Below are 18,537 nucleotides of genomic sequence, written 5' to 3'. Positions count from 1 at the left end.
GGTTGGCCCGTCTCCGCGAAGGGGAGGTTCGTACGCGCGGGCACGCCGCACGCGCGCCCTGAGCCCCGGATGAGGGGTGTAAGGATCTGTTCTACCGGAAGAACGCTCACCCAGACGAGTCGATTCCTGCTCGACCATAGGCTGCTTGTCCTGTTTTTGGCTAAAAGTCCAAAGCTCTGTGTCCACTGGGCGAGACGCACCGTAAAAAGTGCTCCCAAAAGGGCTGGTCACAGCGTTTTGTGCGGCCCCGAGAGCCGTTCCCCGCAGGGCTGTTGGGTCTACGCGGGCACCCGTTATCTGATTTTGACCTGACGGGCAGCCTGAATGCGTCAGTCCGAATGGCAAGATGCCGTAATCACACAAGGTCGCGACACTCGATGGTGCGTGCCCGACCTGTCTCGGATGCTTTTCCACCCCTGTCGGAGGAACCAGCTCATGACCGCTAGCACCACCCGTCGTACGACCGCCGCCCGGTCCCGGATCGCCGCGGTCGGCGCGATCGCGGTCGCCGGCGCCCTGATCCTCACCGGCTGTGGCGACCAGACCGACAGCGGTTCCGCCACCAAGGAGAAGACCAGCGACGCTCCGCTGTTCTCCAAGCTGCCCAAGAAGATCCAGGACGCGGGTGTCATCAAGGTCGGCACCGACGCGGCCTACGCCCCCATGGAGTTCACCGAGGGCGGCAAGATCGTCGGCGTCGACCCCGACATCGCCGACGCGCTCGGCAAGCAGCTCGGCGTGAAGTTCCAGTTCACCTCCGGCACCTTCGACGGTCTGATCACCTCGCTGGAGACCGGTCGTCAGGACGTCGCGATGTCCTCGATCACCGACAACAAGAAGCGCCAGGAAGGCCTCGACGACAAGGGCGCCAAGATCGGCAAGGGCGTCGACTTCGTCGACTACTTCTCCTCCGGTCTCTCCCTCCTGGTCAAGAAGGGCAACCCGGACAACATCAAGTCCCTCGACGACGTCTGCGGCAAGACGGTCGCCGTCCAGCGCGGCACCATCTACGAGGACACCTTCAAGGCCCAGGCCGAGAAGTGCGGGGACAAGAAGCTCACCATCGAGGCCTTCGACACCGACGCCGAGGCGCAGACCCGCGTCAAGGCCGGCGGCGCCGTGGCCGACCTCAACGACTTCCCGGTCGCCGCGTACATCGCGAAGACCTCGGGCGGCGGCAACGACTTCGAGGTCGCCGGCCAGCAGGCCGACGTGGGCCTCTTCGGCATCGCGGTCTCCAAGGAGAACACGCAGCTGCGCGACGCCCTCAAGGAAGCCCTCGACGCCATCATCAAGGACGGCTCCTACGCCAAGGTCCTGGAGAAGTGGAACGTGAAGGACAGCGCCGTGCCGTCCGCCACGGTCAACGCAGGAAAGTAAGACCGAGCGCTCCACTGAAGGGCAGTCATTGTGACTGACAAGATCGACAAGGGTCCGGCCGCCACTCCGCCGGCCGGGCCCGGCGCCTCGGGCACCCCCTACGAGGCGATCAAGGCCATCCCCGTACGGCACTACGGTCGCTGGATCAGCGCCGTCGTCGTGGCCGTACTGCTCACCTGGCTCGTCTACGCCTTCTCCCAGGGCAAGATCATCTGGGGCACGGTCGGTGACAAGCTGTTCGACCCCTCGGTGCTCGCCGGTCTCGGCAACACCGTGATCATCTCCATCGCCTCGATGGCGCTGGGCCTCGCGCTCGGCATCCTCTTCGCGGTGATGCGGCTGTCGAAGAACCCGGTCACCAGCTTCGTGGCCTGGCTCTACATCTGGTTCTTCCGCGGCACCCCGGTCTACGTGCAGCTGCTGGTCTGGTTCAGCCTCCCGCTGATCTTCCAGTACATCGACCTCGGTCCGATCTACAAGAACGAGACCGTCGACGTCATGACCCCGTTCATGGTCGCCCTGCTGGGCCTCGGCCTGAACGAGGGCGCCTACATGGCGGAGATCGTCCGGGCCGGCATCCAGTCCGTCGACGAGGGCCAGACCGAGGCCTCGCACGCGCTCGGCATGACGCAGGTCCAGACGATGCGCCGGGTCGTGCTCCCGCAGGCGATGCGCGTGATCATCCCGCCGACCGGCAACGAGTTCATCAACATGCTGAAGACCTCCTCCCTGGTCTCGGCGGTGCAGTACACCGAACTCCTGCGGGCCAGCTCCAACATCGGCACCACGGCCGGCGCGGTCATCGAGATGTACTTCGTCGCCTCCATCTGGTACCTCGCCCTCACCAGCGTCTTCAGCGTCGGGCAGTACTACCTGGAGCGCCGCTACGCCCGCGGTTCCCTGCGCAGCCTGCCGCCCACGCCGCTCCAGCGGCTGAAGGCCAACCTGAACCTGTTCCGCCGTACGGAGGTGGCGAAGTGACCGCCCAGCCGATGGTCAAGGCCGAAGGCGTCCACAAGTCGTACGGCGCCGCCCACATCCTGCGCGGCATCGACCTGGAGGTCGCCCCCCGCGAGGTCTTCTGCCTGGTCGGTCCCTCCGGCTCCGGCAAGTCGACCTTCCTGCGGTGCATCAACCACCTGGAGCGCATCAACGCCGGCCGGCTCTCGGTCGACGGCCACCTGGTGGGCTACAAGCAGAAGGGCGACAAGCTCTACGAGCTGAAGGACAGCGAGGTCGCGGCCCAGCGCCGGGACATCGGCATGGTCTTCCAGCGCTTCAACCTCTTCCCGCACATGACGGCCATCGAGAACGTCATGGAAGCCCCCGTCATGGTCAAGGGCGAGAGCAAGGCCGTCGCGCGGGAGCGCGCCGTCAAGCTCCTCGACCGCGTCGGCCTCGGCGACAAGGGCGGGAACTACCCGACGCAGCTCTCCGGCGGCCAGCAGCAGCGCGTGGCCATCGCCCGCGCGCTGGCCATGGAGCCGAAGCTGATGCTCTTCGACGAGCCCACGTCGGCCCTGGACCCGGAGCTGGTCGGTGACGTCCTCGACGTCATGCGCGACCTGGCCGAGTCCGGCATGACGATGGTGGTCGTCACGCACGAGATGGGCTTCGCCCGCGAGGTCGGCGACAACCTCGTCTTCATGGACGGCGGCGTGGTCGTCGAGTCGGGCAACCCGCGTGACGTCCTCGGCAACCCGCAGCACGACCGCACGAAGGCGTTCCTGTCCAAGGTGCTGTGACCGTCGTGACCGGTCCCGGCGCGTTAGGCACGGTCCCCGCGACACGCGAGAGGGGCGGTACGGAAGACCCGTACCGCCCCTCTCGCGCGTTCCCGACCCCGACCCCGTTCCCGCCGGGGCGGGCGGGCGCCGCCCCTCCTTCGGTCCCGCTACCTCAGCCCGAGGACCAGCGCGTCCGAGGGGGAGCGCCAGACGGTACGGGCCTCCGCGAAACCGGCCTCGCGCAGCGTGCGGGCGTGCCAGGCCTCGTCGGGGGTGTCGCCGTCGGCGTGCTCGCCGTAGATCTCGAACCGGGCCTTCGTGGGCTCCGCCAGCACCGGGTCGGCGGCGGCCAGGGCCCACCACTCGCGCCAGTCGGGCACGCCCTGCGCGCGGGCCCGGTCCATGCCGGCGTGCCGGTGGGCGTGCTCGGCGGCGTCGATGCGCGGGGTGCTCGGGTCGGGCATGTGGTCGGCGTTCATGAACACCCCGCCGGGGCGCACCAGCGGCGCGATCCGCCCGTAGAGGACCGACAGGTCCGCGCTGGGCAGCCAGTGCAGGGCGGTGGCGGTCAGCACGGCGTCGTAGGAGTCGTGGGGGAGCGCCGCCGGCCAGTTCGGGTCCTTGAGGTCGGCGGTGACGAAGGTGACGCGGTCGTCCCCCTCGAAGTGGCCCCGGGCGATCGTCAGCAGCGCGGGGTCTAGATCCAGCCCGGTGCTCGTCGCCTCCGGGAACCGCTTGAGGAGCCGGTCCGTGATACTTCCCGTACCGCACGCGAGATCCAGGACCCGGGGGGTGGGACCGACCAGTGCCTCGACCATGTCCAGCATGACCCGGAACCGTTCCTCGCGGTCGGGCATGTACCACTCCTGCTGGCGGTCCCAGCTGTCCTGCCAGGCCTGCCAGTCCGTGCCGATCGAGTCGGTCCGCGCATCCGTCATCCCGAAACCCTCCTCCACGTAATACCCTCGAACGTATATCGGCCGTTACAGCCGGCCCCCGCAGACACTAACCCGCAGCCGTAAGGACTACAAGTGGAACTGGCCCATTACTCGGACTATGCCGTGCGCCTGGTCAACACCGAGGAGCCGGCCCGCGGCAAGGACTCCCTCACCTCCGCCGACGACGTCCGCGCCCTCTTCGGGGCCAGCGTCCAGATGGCCCGCCGGGTCACCGACACCGACGTCACCCGCTTCCGCAACGTCCGCGGCCGGCTGCGCTCCGTCTTCGAGGCCGCCGACGGCGGCGACCACGTCCTCGCCGTCGACCTGCTGAACTCCCTGCTCATGGAGTTCCCCGTCAGCCCCCAGGTCTCCGGCCACGAGACCGTCGGCCCGGACGGCCACCCCGACTGGCACATCCACCTCGCCGACCACCCCTCCAACGCCTCCGCCGGCTACGCCGCCATCGCGTCCTTCGGGCTCGCCTTCCACCTCACCGAACACGGCCCCGACCGGCTCGGCCTCTGCCAGGCCGCGCCCTGCCGCAACGCCTACCTCGACACCTCCACCAACCGCTCCCGGCGCTACTGCTCCGACCGCTGCGCCACCCGCGCCAACGTCGCCGCCTACCGCGCCCGCAAGCGCCTGGAGGCCGAGGAGTCCGCGCGCAGCGGCCGCGCCGCCGACAGCAGCCAGGACAGCCGGGCCCTGAGCGAGCGCTGAGCCGGGTCGCGCGGGCGCAGGCGCAGCACGGCCGTCGCCAGGACCAGGTCCTCGGGCACCGCCCCGTAGACGGTGCTGTCGCCGGTCTCGTTGAACGGGTTGTCGCCGAGCATCCACCAGCCGCCCGGGCGCCGCTCCACCGCCCGCTTCACCACGAGCAGGTCCTGCTGGAACGGATGCCGGAACACGACCACGTCACCCGGTCGGACCAGCGCCCCGTAGCGGACCACGAGCCGGTCCCCCTGCGACAGCGTCGGAACCATCGACGGGCCCGTCACCTCGACGACACCGAAACGCACCCGTTCGCGCCTGTTCTCCGTCATGTCCGCCCTCCTTGTCCCTCCCCGCATGCTGCCGTACGGCGCCGTACGTTCGCTCACCACTCCTCGTCCGGGGCTGGACTTTTGTCCCAAGCCCATGGGGGCGCCCGCGATTTCCCCTTTCTCAGCGAGTAATCTCCACCCTTGAGAAGACGATCACGAGGAGGACAAGCCCCATGCTTTCCCGTTTCTTCGCCCCCAAGGTGAAGGTCTCCGCCCACTGCGACCTGCCCTGCGGCGTGTACGACCCGGCCCAGGCCCGCATCGAGGCCGAGTCGGTCAAGGCCGTCCAGGAGAAGTACCAGGCCAACGAGGACGCGGACTTCCGCGCGCGCGCCATCACCATCAAGGAGCAGCGCGCCGAGCTCGCGAAGCACCACGTGTCGGTGCTGTGGAGCGACTACTTCAAGCCCCCGCACTTCGAGAAGTACCCGCAGCTCCACACCCTGGTCAACGACACCCTGAAGGCCCTCTCGGCCGCCAAGGCGTCGAACGACCCGGCGACCGGCGCCAAGGCCCTGGAGCTCATCGCCGAGATCGACCGGATCTTCTGGGAGACCAAGGCCGCCTGATCCCGGTGCCCGGGGGATCCCCCCGCGCCGCTCAGCGCGCACGCGACAACGGCCCGACCGCTCCGAGCGGCCGGGCCGTTGGGCTGTCCGCCCCCGGTCGAGGCCTCGGGGCGCGGGACGAGACTGCCGCTCTCGATCACACGGATCGAGCCCGCCTCTTACCCTGTCGGTGTCGAGCCGCACGGTAGGAGGGCAAGGCCCATGTCACCTGATGCTTCCCCGCACCCCTACGGCGATCCCCTGGCCTTCGGCCAGCGGATGCAGATCCTCCGCACTCGTCGAGGCGTCACCCGCGACCAACTCGGCGGCCTCACCGGCCGATCCGGATCGTGGGTGAAGGCCGTCGAGACGGGTCGGCTGAAGACCCCTTCCCTGTCACTCATCCTGCGGATCGCCGAGGCGCTGCGCGTGCGGGATCTTTCCGAACTCACGGGGGACCAGTCCATGCACACCGCCCTGTTCGCCGGACCCGGGCACGCGCGGTTCGCCGCCGTCAGGGAGGCGGTCAACGAGCTGCCCCTCGGCGTCGGCCGCGACGCGCCGTCCGCCGCGCACCTGTCCGCCCGACTGACGCGCGCCTGGTCGGCCCGGCACTCGGCCCCCCACCACCGCGAGGTGGTGGGGGCGCTGCTGCCGGACCTGATCCGGGACGCCCAGGCCGCCGTCCGGCAGGCCGCCACGCTCGCGGACCGGAAGGCGGCCCAGGCCCGACTGGCGGAGACCTACTTCCTGACCCAGTTCTTCTGCGCCTACCAGCCGGACGCTCCCCTCGTGTGGCGGGTCGCCGAGCGCGGCATGATGGCGGCCCAGGACTCCGAGGACCCCCACGCCATCGGCCTGGCCGCGTGGCTGACCACACAGGCCCACCGCGACAGCGCCGGGTTGGACGCGGCGGACGCCATCACCTCGGAGGCCCTGCGCTACCTGGAGCCGTTGCTGCCGGACGCCGGGGAGGACGTCCGGGCCGTGGCCGGGGCACTGACGGTCGAGGCGGGACTGACCGCCGCGCGCCGTGCCGAGACGGGTACGGCCTGGCGGTACTGGGACGAGGCCCGCAGGCTCGCCGAGACCCTGCCCGCCGGCTACTTCCACCCGGTCACGAGCTTCTCGCGGGCGGTGATCGGCGCGCACGCGGTATCCGTCGCGGTCGAGCTGCACGCGGGTGGGGAGTCCGCGCGCCAGGCGGCACGCGCGGAGGCCGACGCGATCCCCTCCCGGCCGCGCAGGGCCCGCCACCGCATCGAGCAGGCCCGCGGCTACCACCTGGACGGACAACCCGACGTCGCCCTCGCGACGGTCGCGCAGGCCCACGAGACGGCACCGGAGACCGTCCAGTACAACGGCTACGCGAAGCGGATCGTCCTGGAGGAGGCCGATTCGAAGGTTCCCGCCCGGCGCCGCCGGGCCTCCGAACTGGCCCAGCGGCTGGGGCTGCTGACGGCCTGACCGATGGGGGCACAATCCGTACCCCCGTCGTGGCGCCCCCGCCCCTACCGTCGTGCCACCACTCGCTGACGACGGTAGGGAGCCGCCGTGTCCTGTAGGAGAACGGCCGACTGGTACGCGCGGTGTCTGGACGATCCGGCGGTCGCGCACGCCGAGTGGCGGGAGCGGGGCGTGGCCGTGCTGCCGCTCGGGGCGCGGTTCGAGGCCGTGCGGATCCCCGACGCCCTGGCCCGGGCCGCGACCCTGAGCGACCGGGACGACGTCGTGGGCCTCGTCCTCGCCGTGGCCCTGGAAGGACCCGTCATCCACGACGCGCGCGGGCGCAACCACTACGCCCTCGTCGAGCCCGGCACGGCGCGGGGGTGGGGTGCCCGCGCCGGCGCGGAGTGCCTCGGCCACGGCACGTACCTCGGGGTGCCCGACCCGCTGCGGGCCCGGGGCGAGGAGCGGCGGCCCCTGTACTGGGCCGCGCCCCCAGTCCCCGGGGACTGGTTCTGCCGCACCGCCGCCGTCCGCCTGCTCGTCCGCGTCGGCGAGGCCCGGCTCGGCGGGGCGGGCGGATGATCGAGGTCGCGGCGTCGCACGCGCACCCCGACGGGCTGTGCGCGCGGCCCTGGACACCGTGCGCCGGGTGCGGCCTGCCCGCGCCGGTCGTGTTCCGCTACGGCGGCCCCATGGCCGACTGCCGCCCCTGCCGCCACGCCCGAGCCGTCCACCACCACCCGGACCGCTGCGGATGGGCCCGCAGCCACTACTTCGACGGAGACGCGGACGAGGCGTTCCTCGCGGCCCGGGTCGCCGCGCTCACCCCGGTGCTCCTCGCCGCGTGCGCCCGGCTCGCCGCGCGGTCCGAAGCTTTTCGGTCGCCGGGCGGGTGTGGGGGTGGGTGACGGGCGAGGGGCCCGACCGGGTGTGGTCGGGCCCCTCGGGGGTGTGCGCGCCGGGCCCGGGGCCGGGCGGGCGGGGTCAGTCGTCGTCCTCGTCCTCGTCGTCGAGACGGGCCAGCCAGGTGGCGAGGCGCTCCACCGGGACCTCGAAGTCCGGGTTGAGGTCGACGAACGTACGGAGCTGCTCGGCGAGCCACTCGAAGGTGACCTCCTCCTCGCCGCGCCGCTTCTCCAGCTCCTCGATGCCGCGATCGGTGAAGTACAAGTCGGGCTCCGTGCCGTGTCGTGGTGGGGGTGTTTCCCGCCAGGATAATCCGCCTTACGACCACACCCTCCCGCCACGTCCGTCCCCGGGGCTAGCCTGGACGGCCACGATGGGGCGACAGGGCCTGACGGTGGGCGGGGGGCGCGGGATGCCTGACGGGCTGGGCACCGGTTCGGCGCGTGCCTACGCGCTCCTGGAACCCCTGGTCCGGGCCGCGACGGTACGCGTCCATCCGCCCCGGGGCGGGTATGACAACCCCGGCAGCGACTGGTCCGGACCCACCTGGGGCAGCGGCTTCTTCATCGCCCCCGGCTGGGTCCTGACGTGCGCGCACGTGGTCGGCGAAGGGGGTGCCGCGATGCGGCTGGCGGGGCGCGAGCTCGGCATCACTTTCCAGTCCGGCCCCGACGGGGCCACCGGAACCGTCGCGGGCCGGGTGGAATGCGTCCTGCCCGAACGGCTGGAGGAACGGCGCCCCGGCCGCCGGGCCCTGTGGGACCTGCCCGACCTGGCCCTGGTCCGGGTCCTCGCCCCCGTCTCGCACGCCTGCGTCTGGCTCACCGACCGCGCCGGCCCCCACCTCGACGAGGCCGCCTACTTCGGCTGCACCGAGGAACTCGGCGTCCCCGAGATCACCGGCCGCACCACCCGGCTGCGCGGCATCGCCGCCCACGGCGCCGCCATCCGCCTCGGGGACGACGACGAGATCGAGGCCGGCATGTCCGGCGGCCCCGTCGTGGACCTCGCGCGCGGCGAGGTCGTCGGCGTCGTCAAGGCCCGCCGGCACGGCGGCGGGGGAGGACTCGCCGTCTCGGTGTCCCAACTGCGGACCCTGCCCATGGCCGCCACCGGCCAGACCGGCCTGTACCGCAGGGTGATGCAGGCCCACGACCTCTACCACCACGACCGCCACCTGAGCGACCTCGACAGCCGCCGCACCTGGACCGACGTCCACGACGAACTCGCCCCCGCCGAGCCCGACCGGTACGGCGCACGCCACGGCGGCCGGGGCCGGCTCACCCCCGGGGAGTTCACCACCCTGTGCGGGCTGCTCGCCGAGCTGCCGCCGCCCGGCTCCTCGGAGGCCGTGCGCGAGCTCGTCGAACAGGCCCGGGGCGAGGAACCGGACACCGCCGTACCGGCCCCGCTCGGCTGGCGCGACGGCCTCGGCCTGCTGCACGATCCGCCCGGCGTCGGCGGTGAGGCCGCGGCGATGCTCCGCTACGCGACCGGCGTGAGCGTCGCCGACCACCGCGAGCCCCCCTCGCCCGGCGCGGACGACGAACTGTGGGACTGGGTGCGCACCACCGCGGAGCGACTGTGGCGCCCGCTGCGGCGCGAACTGGGCGAGCAGCGCGACCGCGGCCTCGTCGAACGCGAGCGCCGCCGCCGCGCCCACGCCGCGACGGGCGCGCGCGGCCGGTCCAGGACCGCCACGGGACCCCCGTCGGGACCCTCCGTACTGCTGGAGGTGTGGGCGCACGGCTGGGAGGACGTCCACGACTGGCGGGTCTCCGTCCTGGCCGGTCCCGCCCGCCCCGGCCACGTCACCCCGATCGCGTCCGGCGTCCGCGTCCGCCCCCCGGACCTGCCCGAGGTCCTGCGGGCCCCGCTCGCCGAGGGCTTCCGGCGCTGCGACACGCACGAGGCGGCATCGCTCCTCGAAGTGGCCGTGGAACCGGAGCTGTTCGGACTCCCGGTGGACGCCTGGACGCTGTCGGGCGGGGTGCCCGTGGGCGTCCAGCGCCCGGTGGTGCTCCGCCACCCGGACGGCGACGGGGGACCGGCCGCGGCCGGCCGGTGGGCGCGGGTGCGCGAGGGGCCGCTCCTCGACCAGCGGGCCGACTGCGCGCGCGGGCGACCGCGCAGCCCCTCGCCCGGCTGGCTGGCCGGACTCCTGGACAACACCGTCCCCGTGCTCTGTCGGGCGGCCGACGCCGAACCGACGCTGGGCGCGCTGCGCGCCGTACGGGAGACGGGCTACGGCGTGCTGGTCGGCCGCCGCCCGCCGCCCGGCCCGCCCGTGTCCTGCGCGCCCTTCCACCGCGGGCTGCGCGAGGAGTTGGCCGAGGCGGGCCGCGCCGCGGTGTTGCCGCAGCGCCTGCGGGCGCTGCGGGCCCGGGCCTACGGGGCGGACCCCGACGCCTACTGGGCGGCCGGGGTGACCCTCGTCTGGGACGACCCGGCGCGGCCCCTGCCCGAGGACGAGCCGCTCCAGGGGGACCTGTGAGCGGGCGGCGGACGACCGCCCCGGGCGCCGCGCCCGGGGTGCGGGGGAGCCGGGCGGCGGCGGGCGCGGCGTCCGGGGGAGCACGGAGCGCGGGACCCGTACGGAGCGGGTCCGTACGGGTGTGGGGTCGTGGGAGGGAGCGGGCGTGAGCGAGGAATGGCTGATCTACCGGGGGGTGGGCGAACCCCACGACGGGATCGGGGCGCTGCCCGACCCGCCGCCGTGGCGGGACTTCGACGGCGGACCCCTCGCCGAACCGGAGGGGGCCGCCGCGGCCGTCGACGGGAGCGTGGCGCGCAGGCTGGGCGCCCACCGCCGGGCCGCCGCCCTGCACCGGCCCGAACCGGAGGAGCTGGAGGCGGTCAACGCGGCCCTCTACCTGCGCCGGCCGCTGCTGGTCACCGGCTACCCGGGCACCGGGAAGTCCACCCTGGCGCACGCCGTCGCCCACGAGCTGAAACTGGGGCGGGTCCTGCGCTGGCCGGTGGTCTCGCGGACCGTCCTCCAGGAGGGCCTCTACCGCTACGACGCCCTCGCCCGCCTCCAGGACGTCCAGATCACGGCGGGCGCCGGCCGGTCGGACCGGGCCCCCGACGGCGGAGTCGACGCCGGAGGCCACGGCGGAGTCCACGGCGGAGCCGACAGCGGCATCGGCCGGTACATCCGCCTCGGCCCGCTCGGCACCGCCCTGCTGCCCACCGCGCGACCGCGCGTGCTGCTCATCGACGAACTCGACAAGAGCGACATCGACCTGCCCAACGACCTCCTGAACGTCCTGGAGGAAGGCGAGTTCACGCTGCCCGAACTGGAACGGGTCGCCGACTCCGAACCCGAGGTGCGCGTCCTCACCGACGACGGCACCAAGGTCACCGTCCGCGACGGCCGCGTGCGCTGCCGGGCCTTCCCCTTCATCATCCTCACCAGCAACGGCGAACGGGACTTCCCCGCCGCCCTGTTGCGCCGCTGCATCCAACTCAAGCTCGGCCCCCCGGGCGAGAAGCGCCTCGCCGGCATGGTCCGCGCCCACCTCGGGGAGGAGGCGGCGCAACTCGGCGCCGACCTGATCCGCGAGTTCCTCAGCCGCTCCCGCTCCGAGCTGGTCGCGGCCGACCAACTCCTCAACGCCATCTACCTCACCCACTACGCCGCCCCGCCCACCCGCGAGGACCTCGCGGACCTGCTCATCCAGCGCCTCGACCGTCCGAGGTGAGCCCGTGGCCGCATCCCCCGACCCGGTGATCCGCGCCCTCGCCGGCCTGCTGCGCTCCGTCGGGCTCGACCCCTCCGCCGAGGAACTCGCCGACGCCCTGTGGCTGGCCGGCCGCACCCGCGAGGCGGCCCGCGCCGCCGCCCCGGGCGGCCCGCGCGACACCCCGCCCCGACCGGACCGAGAGGAGGGAGATTCCGGCGAGGAGACCGGCGAGGGACCGCGCCCGACCCGCCCCCGGGCGGAGACCGACGCCGAGGAGGCGCTGCGCCTCTACCCGGCCGGCGGCGCCCCCGCCCCCGGGACCGACCCGGACGGGGAGACCGGTGCCGAGGCCGGCCCCGACGCCGACGGCGAACCGTTCGGCGGCGGGCAGACGCCGGGCGCGATCCCCGTACGGGTGCCCGCGGCGGCCGCGCTGCCGCGCATCCTGGAGGTCCAACGAGCCCTGCGCGCCCTGCAACGCCACCGCCCGCCCGGCCCGCCCACCCGACACGTCCTGGACGAGGCCGCCACCGCGGAGGCCGGAGCCCGCGCCCTCGGCCTGCTCATCCCCGTGTTCCGGCCCGAGACCCGCCGCGAGGCGACCGTACGGCTGGTGATGGACGCCTCCCCGTCCATGGCCGTCTGGCACGAGATGTTCGAGGAGCTGCGGGCCGTCTGTGAACGCCTCGGCGCCTTCCGCGACGTCCAGGTCCACTACCTCCACCGGCCCGCCGACGGCACGGCCGCGATCGGGCGCGGCCCCGCCCCCGGCACCGCCCTGCGCTCCGGCGACCAACTGCGCGACCCCACCGGACGCACCCTGACCATGGTCGTCTCCGACTGCGCCGGACCGCTGTGGCGCGAGGGAGAGGCCCAACGCCTGCTCCACCGGTGGGCCCAGTGCGCGCCCTGCGTGGTCGTCCAACCCCTCCCGCAGCGCCTCTGGAGCCGCAGCTGGCTGCCCACCGAACGCGGCGTGCTGGAGCGCGCCGACGGCGGCGCGGGCGCGGGCGCCGGCCCGCTGCTGCGCTTCCGCTCCGACCGGGCGCCCCGGCCCGGCCGGCCCACCGGAGGGCTCACCGTCCCGGTGCTGCCGCCCAGCGCCACCGCCCTCGGGGCATGGGCCCGGCTCGTCGCGGGGCTGGGCACCGGCCCCGTACCGGCCGAGGTGGGCCGCGTCCTCGCCCGCCACCCCGCGTCCCCCCAGCCCCTGCCCAGGGCCGCCCGACCGCCCCGCGAACTCGTGCGCCGCTTCCGCTCCTCCGCCGCGCCCGACGCCGTCCGGCTCGCCGTGTACCTGTCCGCGGCCCCGCTCACCCTGCCCGTGATGCGGCTCGTCCAGCGCACGATGCTCCCCGACTCCGAACCCTCCGACCTCGCCGAGGTCCTGCTCAGCGGACTCCTGCGGCGCAGCGGGGAGGCGCCGGGCCAGTGGTACGAGTTCGTCCCCGGGGTGCAGGACGTGCTGCTGGGACCCCTGGGACGGGACGAGGCCGCGCTCGTGCTCACCCACTGCTCCGAGTACGTCCTCGCGCACTTCGGCCGCGGCGTGCGCAACTTCCCCGCGCTCGCCGTCTCCCAGCTCACCGGCGTCCCCCTCACCGAACCCGGGGCCGAAGCCGGCCGGGTGCCCCCGCTGCGCCCCCCGCAGGCCTTCGCCCACGTGTCGGCCAAGGTCGTACGCCGCTACCTGCCCGGCCCGCCCGAAGAGGACCCCGCCCACGCCGTGACCGCGCCCCCCGCACCGCCCGTCCCCGACCGCGCCCGCTCCCTGCGCGCGGCCCTGGACCGGCTCGTGGACGGCGACGCGCGGGCCCTGTACGAGGCCGCCGCCCTGCTGCGCCGGGCCGTCACCGCCCCGCCCGGACCCGAGGACCCGCCGGAGGAGGCCGAGACCGCGCTCGCGGAGGTCCTGCTGTGGCTGTGGGCCGAACAGCGCGACCCCGAACTCCTCGACGAGGCCGAACGGGCCCTGACCGGCCTGCGCACGCCCGCCGCCGGCGCCGCCCTGGGCCGGGTGCTGTACGAACGGGCCCTGGCCGGCCGCCCCGACGCGGAGCTGCTGGCCGCCGCCGAGCGGGAGTTCGCGCAGGCCGGCGCCGCCGCCGACCCCCGCCTGCGCCGGGACTGCGCGGTCCGGCGGGCGCAGACCCTGATCCGGCTGGGCGAGCTGCGCGGCGACGCCGGCCCGCTGCACGAGGCGCGGGTGGCGCTGGAGGCCGCGGTCCTGCCGCAGGAGGCCCCGGGCGGCCCGGGCGCCCACCCCGAACTGCTGCTGGCCCTGGGCCGGGTGCTGCTGGCCCTGCTGCCCCACACCCCGGACCCGACGGAACGCACCGCCCTGGCCGAACGGGCCGCCGCCCGTCTGGGCACCGCCCTGGCCGCCCTGCTGGACGGCGCCTCCGCCACCGACCCCGACGCGCCGCGACCGCACGGGCGGGGCGCCGCCGAGCACGGCGCCGGCGGGCACGACGGGAACGCCGGGCACGACGGGAACGCCGGGCACGACGGGGCCCCGACCGATGCCGACGCCGACGCCGACGCCGGGGCGGGCGCGGCCGGGATCCGGGAACGCCGGGTCGCCCGGCCCGTCGGCCCGACGGAGGCGCGCGGGACGCGGGCGCGCGTGCGCGTGGAGCTGGCCGCCGCGCTGCGCCACCTCCCGGCGCGGCTGGAGGAGGCGGCCGGGCAGCTGGCCCGGGCCCTGGAGGAGTCCGTCGGGGACCCCGAGCTGCGGTTGGCCGCCCTGCTGTGCCTGGCCCGGGTGCACCGGGCCCGGTACGCGCGCGACGGCGACCCGGCGGCCCTGGAGGAGGCCGGCGAGGCCTACGGCCGGGCCCGGGGGCTGATCCCACGGGACGCGGACGCCTTCGCGGAGCTGCTCCCCGAGTGGGGCGACGCGCTCCTGGACCGGGCCCGGGCCGGCGACGGCCGCCGCTTCGCCTCCCTCGCCGTACGGGTCCTGCGCGAGAGCCGGGCGGCGGTGCCCCAGTCCGACCCCGGATCGGCGTACCGGCTGCTGAGGCTGGCCGCCGGGCTGCGGCTGCGGCACGCCTACGAGGGGGACCTCGTCGACCTCAGGGAGGCGGAGTACCTGTTGGAGCTGGCCGTCCGGCAGAGCCACGGCCCCCTCGAACGGGCCCGCGCCTGGCGGGAACACGGGGACGTGCAGCAGGAGATCCACGCCCACACCGGCACCGCCGACCGGCTCGACCGGGCCGCCGACTCCTACCGGCGGTCCTGGCGCGCCGCTCTGGAGGCCGACCACGACGCCCGCGAGGACCACGCCGACCGCCGCGCGGACGGCGCCGCCCTGCGCCTCGCGGCCCGCGTCCAACAACGGCGCGGGGACGTCCTGGAACGGCTGGCCCGCCCCCGCGCGGCCCTGGACGCCTACCGGGCCGCCCTGGAACTGTGGCAGCGCCTCGGCACCCCGGACGACGAACGGGCCCGCGCCGTCCGGGCCCGCGTTCACGCCCTGGAGACGGGGGGTTAGGCGCTCTCCTCCGCGTCTTGCCCGGCCCGCGCCGCCCGCCGCGGGTACGCCCCGGCCGTTTCCGCCCGCCCGGCGACGGGAAAGGGCAGTGGACCACCGCATACGACAGGGGGACGGACTGCCCATGGTGACGGGACGTCGGGACACGACCACGCCGGCACCTCCGGCCACGACCACACCGGTGACCCCCGTGGCCCCGGCCCCCGGCCGGCCCCCCGCGCGGGAGGCGGCCCCGCCCCGCCCCTGCCCCGCCCGACTGCCCGACCTGTCAGGCCTCGACCTGGCCGCCCTGCGCGGGATCGACCATCCCGTCCTGGCCGAGGTCATCGAGGGCATGGTCGACCGCGTCACGCACCCGGCCGAGATCCTCAACGCCTTCGACTCCGGCGTCGTCTAGTCGCCCCCGGTTTCCACCGGACCGGGTCCGTACCGGCCGGAGTTGACCACTTTCCGCCGTTAGCGGGGACTCTGCGCAGGGCAGGGATGCACCGTCCGCGGCGAGAGGTACAGGCGATGGGCCAAGCGATGACGAGCGTTCCCGTGCTGCCCGCGCACCGACCGCCGGTCGTCGGCGACCCCGCCGAACCGGCCGCGTCCGGCGCACCGGGCGAACCGCCCCCGCCCGTCGCGCACGCCCGTCACGCCCCCTGGCCCTACGCCCGGCTCGACGTGCCCGCCCTGCGCTCCGCCGGCCACGCACCGCACCCCGTACGGCAGTTCGTGCTCAAGACCCACAGCCGCTGCAACCTCGCCTGCACCTACTGCTACGTCTACGAGATGGCCGACCGCAGCTGGCGCGACCGTCCCGCCGTCATGGCGCCCGCCGTCGCCGCGCGCGCCGCCGAACGCATCGCCGAGCACGCCGCCGCCCACGACCTCGGCCGCGTCGACCTGGTCCTGCACGGCGGCGAACCCCTCCTCGGAGCCCCCGCCCGGCTGGCCGCGCCCGTCGAGGCGGTACGGGAGGCGCTGGCCCGCCGGGCCCCCCGCACCCGGCTCACCGCGAGCGTGCAGACCAACGCCACCCTGCTGACGCGGGGCCGCGTCGCCGCGCTGGCCGCCGCCGGGATCCGGGTCGGCGTCAGCCTCGACGGCGGGCTCCCCGCGCACAACGCGCGCCGCGTGGACCACACCGGGCGGCCCGCGTTCGCCGCCGCCGCCCGGGGCCTGCGCCTGCTCGCCCGGCATCCCGCCGGGTACGCCGGGGTGTTGTGCGTCGTGGACCTCGCGCAGGACCCGGTGGAGACGTACGAGTCCCTGCTGGAGTTCGCCCCGCCCGTCATCGGCCTGCTGCTGCCGCTGGCCAACCGGTCCGCCCCGCCGCCCGGCCACACGGGCACCGGAGCCCCGTACGGGGACTGGCTCGTCGCCGTCTTCGAACGCTGGTGGCACGACGGGGCGCGGCGCACCCGGGTCCGCGTCTTCGAGGAGGTGATCGCGCTGCTGCTGGGGTTGCCCGCCGCGACCGAGACCCTGGGCCTGGCGCCCGTCACCACCGCCGTCGTCGAGACCGACGGCAGCATCGAACAGGCCGACTCGCTGAAGTCCGCGTACGAGGGGGCCGCCGCGACCGGCATGGCCCTCGACACCCACAGCTTCGACCAACTCCTCGACCACCCCGGCTTCGTCGCCCGCCAGCTCGGGCGGGAGGCCCTCGCCGACGCCTGTCGGTCCTGCGAACTGGTGGAGGTGTGCGGCGGCGGGCACTACCCGCACCGCTACCGCGAGGGGGAGGGGTTCCGGCAGCCGTCCGTGTACTGCGCCGACCTCCAGCGACTCATCCGGCACGTCGCCGACGCGCTGCACACCGCCGCCACGACGGGACGGGCCGCCTCATGAACCACCGCACGGACCCCGGCCGCGCCACCCCCGGCCGTACCGACCCCACCCGTACCGACCCCACCCGTACCGACCCCACCCGTACCGCGCGCCCCGGCGATCCGGCCGTCCCCACCCCACGCACCCCCGGGACGGACCCCCTCGGCGCGCCGCCCGCCACCGCCGCCGACGCCCCCGACTCCGCCCTCGACTCCTTCGCCGTCAGCTCCCGCACCCTGCGCGCCCTCGCCTCCACGGAACCCACCCCCGAGGGCACCCGCCTCGTGCGCGACGTACGCCGCTCCAAGCGGCTGCTCCTGCTGCGCGCCGTCCTCGACGCCGCCCCCGACGGCCCCGGCGGCGAGACCGGCGAACGGTGGGCGCTCCTGGAGGAGGCCGAACGACAGGACCCCGACGCGGTGCGCGACGTACTGCACTACCCCGCCACCGGCGTCTGGGCCGAGGAGACCCTGCGCCGGCTGCACGCCCCCTACGGTCCGGCCCCCGACCTCGCCCACCTCGGCGCCCTCGCCGTCGCCGCCGCGCTGCGCGCCGGGATCGGCTTCAAGGCCACCCTGCGGCCCGTCAACGGCCGCCTCGTCCTGCCCACCCTCGGCCTGCTGCGCCCCGACCGCCCCGGCCCGCTCGCCCTGACCGAACGCTCCTGGGACAGCGCCGACGCCCTGCCCCTGCACCCCCTGCCCGGCGGCCGGGCCTCCCTCGACGACCTCGACCCCTACCGGGTCCGGCCCCCCGGCGGACCCGCCCCCGGCCACCCCGCCGAACTCCGGCCCGAGCCCGTGCGCGCCGCCCGCCGGCTCACCCCCAAGGGGCACAAGCGCTGGGACATCCAGTGGTCCGGCGCCCTCACCCTGCTGGAGCGCTACGACTCCACCCGCGCCGAGGAGGTGGACGCCCTGCTGCGCTCCGTCGTGCCCCTGGCCGGCGGCTCCCGCTCCACCGGCGCCACCCTGCCCGCCGCCGCCGGCTCGCTCCTGGCCCGCAGCCAGGCCCCGCCCGCGCTGGCCGCGACCCTGGTCCACGAGGTCCAGCACGGCAAACTGGCCGCGCTCGCCGACATCCTGACCCTGCACACCGCCGACCGCACCCCCTGCCACTGGGCCCCCTGGCGCGAGGACCCCAGGCCCCTGGAGGGACTGCTGCACGGCACGTACGCCCACCTGGCCCTCGCCGGCTACTGGCAGCGCGCCGCCCTGTACGGGGCCCGCGGCGCGTGGGCCCAGCACGCCCGCCTGCGCGCCCAGGTCGCGGCCGTGCTGCCCGCCCTGCGCGCCGAACCCCATCTGACCGTCACCGGAAGGGAGTTCGTCGAGGGCATGGCCTGCGCGGAGCGGGCCATGGACGAACTGCCGCCGCCCGGCGACCAACACGCCACGGCCCGCCGCGCCCTCGACCGGGAACGCCGCGCCTGGTACGAGGCGCACCCCGAAATCGCCCCGCCCCGCCACGGCTGAGGACCCCCGGGGCTGCGGTACCTTTCAATCCCGCACCGCCCCGCCCCGCTCCACCCCCTCCCATTCCA

Annotated in this window: 17 protein-coding genes; 14 read left to right on the top strand and 3 right to left on the bottom strand. The window is 74.9% G+C overall.

Annotated features, from left to right (window positions below; genetic code table 11):
• Window positions 1–435 precede the first annotated feature (435 nt).
• From ACZ6ZI_RS15380 to ACZ6ZI_RS15370, 3 genes are read left to right on the top strand one after another with little or no spacing between them, the layout of a single operon-like run.
• Window positions 436–1,380, top strand: a complete 945-nt coding sequence (locus tag ACZ6ZI_RS15380) for an ABC transporter substrate-binding protein (RefSeq protein WP_363053246.1) — start codon at window positions 436–438, stop codon at window positions 1,378–1,380.
• A 30-nt stretch (window positions 1,381–1,410) separates the two neighbouring features.
• Entirely contained in the window at window positions 1,411–2,361 is a 951-nt protein-coding gene (locus tag ACZ6ZI_RS15375; RefSeq protein WP_469520375.1) for an amino acid ABC transporter permease, read from the top strand.
• An 11-nt stretch (window positions 2,362–2,372) separates the two neighbouring features.
• A complete protein-coding gene (locus tag ACZ6ZI_RS15370) occupies window positions 2,373–3,125 on the top strand; it encodes an amino acid ABC transporter ATP-binding protein (RefSeq protein WP_363053428.1) in 753 nt (250 codons plus the stop codon).
• 149 nt (window positions 3,126–3,274) lie between these two features.
• On the opposite strand, the gene ACZ6ZI_RS15365 is transcribed toward ACZ6ZI_RS15370, so the two are convergent.
• On the bottom strand, window positions 3,275–4,045 hold the full coding sequence (locus ACZ6ZI_RS15365; protein ID WP_363053248.1) for a class I SAM-dependent methyltransferase: 771 nt from the start codon (window positions 4,043–4,045) through the stop codon (window positions 3,275–3,277).
• A gap of 93 nt (window positions 4,046–4,138) precedes the next feature.
• Here ACZ6ZI_RS15365 and ACZ6ZI_RS15360 point away from each other — a divergent pair, with 93 nt between their 5' ends.
• The gene (locus ACZ6ZI_RS15360; RefSeq protein ID WP_469520370.1) at window positions 4,139–4,768 is read left to right on the top strand and encodes a CGNR zinc finger domain-containing protein; all 630 of its coding nucleotides are present in this window, start codon (window positions 4,139–4,141) and stop codon (window positions 4,766–4,768) included.
• On the opposite strand, the gene sodX is transcribed toward ACZ6ZI_RS15360, so the two are convergent.
• Window positions 4,672–5,091 carry a nickel-type superoxide dismutase maturation protease gene (sodX, locus tag ACZ6ZI_RS15355; RefSeq protein WP_469520366.1) on the bottom strand — a complete coding sequence of 140 codons (420 nt, stop codon included), beginning with the start codon at window positions 5,089–5,091 and terminating at the stop codon, window positions 4,672–4,674. The two genes, ACZ6ZI_RS15360 and sodX, sit on opposite strands and share 97 nt — an antisense overlap.
• Before the next feature lie 173 nt (window positions 5,092–5,264).
• Here sodX and sodN point away from each other — a divergent pair, with 173 nt between their 5' ends.
• The 4 genes from sodN to ACZ6ZI_RS15335 all read left to right on the top strand — a co-directional run bounded on the left by sodN (window position 5,265) and on the right by ACZ6ZI_RS15335 (window position 7,996).
• Complete coding sequence (gene sodN / locus ACZ6ZI_RS15350; protein ID WP_007266490.1) at window positions 5,265–5,660, top strand: superoxide dismutase, Ni; 396 nt, start codon at window positions 5,265–5,267, stop codon at window positions 5,658–5,660.
• Window positions 5,661–5,861: 201 nt separating this feature from the next.
• A complete protein-coding gene (locus ACZ6ZI_RS15345) occupies window positions 5,862–7,106 on the top strand; it encodes a helix-turn-helix domain-containing protein (RefSeq protein WP_469520362.1) in 1,245 nt (414 codons plus the stop codon).
• Between the two features lie 87 nt (window positions 7,107–7,193).
• Entirely contained in the window at window positions 7,194–7,670 is a 477-nt protein-coding gene (locus ACZ6ZI_RS15340) for a hypothetical protein (protein WP_469520359.1), read from the top strand.
• Window positions 7,667–7,996, top strand: coding sequence for a hypothetical protein (locus tag ACZ6ZI_RS15335; protein ID WP_469520356.1), 330 nt, complete (start codon window positions 7,667–7,669; stop codon window positions 7,994–7,996). The genes ACZ6ZI_RS15340 and ACZ6ZI_RS15335 overlap by 4 nt, the downstream gene beginning before the upstream one ends.
• Before the next feature lie 76 nt (window positions 7,997–8,072).
• Here ACZ6ZI_RS15335 and ACZ6ZI_RS15330 read toward each other — a convergent pair whose 3' ends face one another.
• The gene (locus tag ACZ6ZI_RS15330) at window positions 8,073–8,258 is read right to left on the bottom strand and encodes a DUF6104 family protein (RefSeq protein WP_164267593.1); all 186 of its coding nucleotides are present in this window, start codon (window positions 8,256–8,258) and stop codon (window positions 8,073–8,075) included.
• A 148-nt stretch (window positions 8,259–8,406) separates the two neighbouring features.
• On the opposite strand from ACZ6ZI_RS15330, the gene ACZ6ZI_RS15325 reads away from it, so the two are divergent.
• The 6 genes from ACZ6ZI_RS15325 (at window position 8,407) to ACZ6ZI_RS15300 (ending at window position 18,469) form a co-directional block, all read left to right on the top strand.
• Window positions 8,407–10,488 carry a VMAP-C domain-containing protein gene (locus ACZ6ZI_RS15325; RefSeq protein ID WP_469520353.1) on the top strand — a complete coding sequence of 694 codons (2,082 nt, stop codon included), beginning with the start codon at window positions 8,407–8,409 and terminating at the stop codon, window positions 10,486–10,488.
• 145 nt (window positions 10,489–10,633) lie between these two features.
• Window positions 10,634–11,698, top strand: a complete 1,065-nt coding sequence (locus tag ACZ6ZI_RS15320) for an AAA family ATPase (RefSeq protein ID WP_469520351.1) — start codon at window positions 10,634–10,636, stop codon at window positions 11,696–11,698.
• A 4-nt stretch (window positions 11,699–11,702) separates the two neighbouring features.
• A complete protein-coding gene (locus tag ACZ6ZI_RS15315; protein WP_469520348.1) occupies window positions 11,703–15,176 on the top strand; it encodes an SAV_2336 N-terminal domain-related protein in 3,474 nt (1,157 codons plus the stop codon).
• Window positions 15,177–15,357: 181 nt separating this feature from the next.
• Window positions 15,358–15,573, top strand: a complete 216-nt coding sequence (gene fxsA / locus ACZ6ZI_RS15310; protein ID WP_469520346.1) for an FxSxx-COOH cyclophane-containing RiPP peptide — start codon at window positions 15,358–15,360, stop codon at window positions 15,571–15,573.
• Window positions 15,574–15,701: 128 nt separating this feature from the next.
• The gene (locus ACZ6ZI_RS15305) at window positions 15,702–17,015 is read left to right on the top strand and encodes an FxsB family cyclophane-forming radical SAM/SPASM peptide maturase (protein WP_469520343.1); all 1,314 of its coding nucleotides are present in this window, start codon (window positions 15,702–15,704) and stop codon (window positions 17,013–17,015) included.
• Window positions 17,012–18,469, top strand: a complete 1,458-nt coding sequence (locus tag ACZ6ZI_RS15300; protein WP_469520340.1) for an aKG-HExxH-type peptide beta-hydroxylase — start codon at window positions 17,012–17,014, stop codon at window positions 18,467–18,469. The genes ACZ6ZI_RS15305 and ACZ6ZI_RS15300 overlap by 4 nt, the downstream gene beginning before the upstream one ends.
• The last annotated feature ends 68 nt before the right edge of the window (window positions 18,470–18,537 follow it).

Source organism: Streptomyces sp. NPDC103540, assembly GCF_055584445.1.
The sequence above is the reverse complement of the archived record's forward strand: the minus strand, read 5'-3'. Positions and strand labels throughout refer to the sequence as shown.

Coding starts and splice junctions, on each gene's coding strand:
- ACZ6ZI_RS15380 (WP_363053246.1), top strand. CDS start 436: ATGACCGCTAGCACCACCCGTCGTACGACCGCCGCCCGGTCCCGGATC.
- ACZ6ZI_RS15370 (WP_363053428.1), top strand. CDS start 2,373: ATGGTCAAGGCCGAAGGCGTCCACAAGTCGTACGGCGCCGCCCACATC.
- ACZ6ZI_RS15365 (WP_363053248.1), bottom strand. CDS start 4,045: ATGACGGATGCGCGGACCGACTCGATCGGCACGGACTGGCAGGCCTGG.
- sodX (WP_469520366.1), bottom strand. CDS start 5,091: ATGACGGAGAACAGGCGCGAACGGGTGCGTTTCGGTGTCGTCGAGGTG.
- sodN (WP_007266490.1), top strand. CDS start 5,265: ATGCTTTCCCGTTTCTTCGCCCCCAAGGTGAAGGTCTCCGCCCACTGC.
- ACZ6ZI_RS15345 (WP_469520362.1), top strand. CDS start 5,862: ATGTCACCTGATGCTTCCCCGCACCCCTACGGCGATCCCCTGGCCTTC.
- ACZ6ZI_RS15335 (WP_469520356.1), top strand. CDS start 7,667: ATGATCGAGGTCGCGGCGTCGCACGCGCACCCCGACGGGCTGTGCGCG.
- ACZ6ZI_RS15325 (WP_469520353.1), top strand. CDS start 8,407: ATGCCTGACGGGCTGGGCACCGGTTCGGCGCGTGCCTACGCGCTCCTG.
- ACZ6ZI_RS15305 (WP_469520343.1), top strand. CDS start 15,702: ATGACGAGCGTTCCCGTGCTGCCCGCGCACCGACCGCCGGTCGTCGGC.
- ACZ6ZI_RS15300 (WP_469520340.1), top strand. CDS start 17,012: ATGAACCACCGCACGGACCCCGGCCGCGCCACCCCCGGCCGTACCGAC.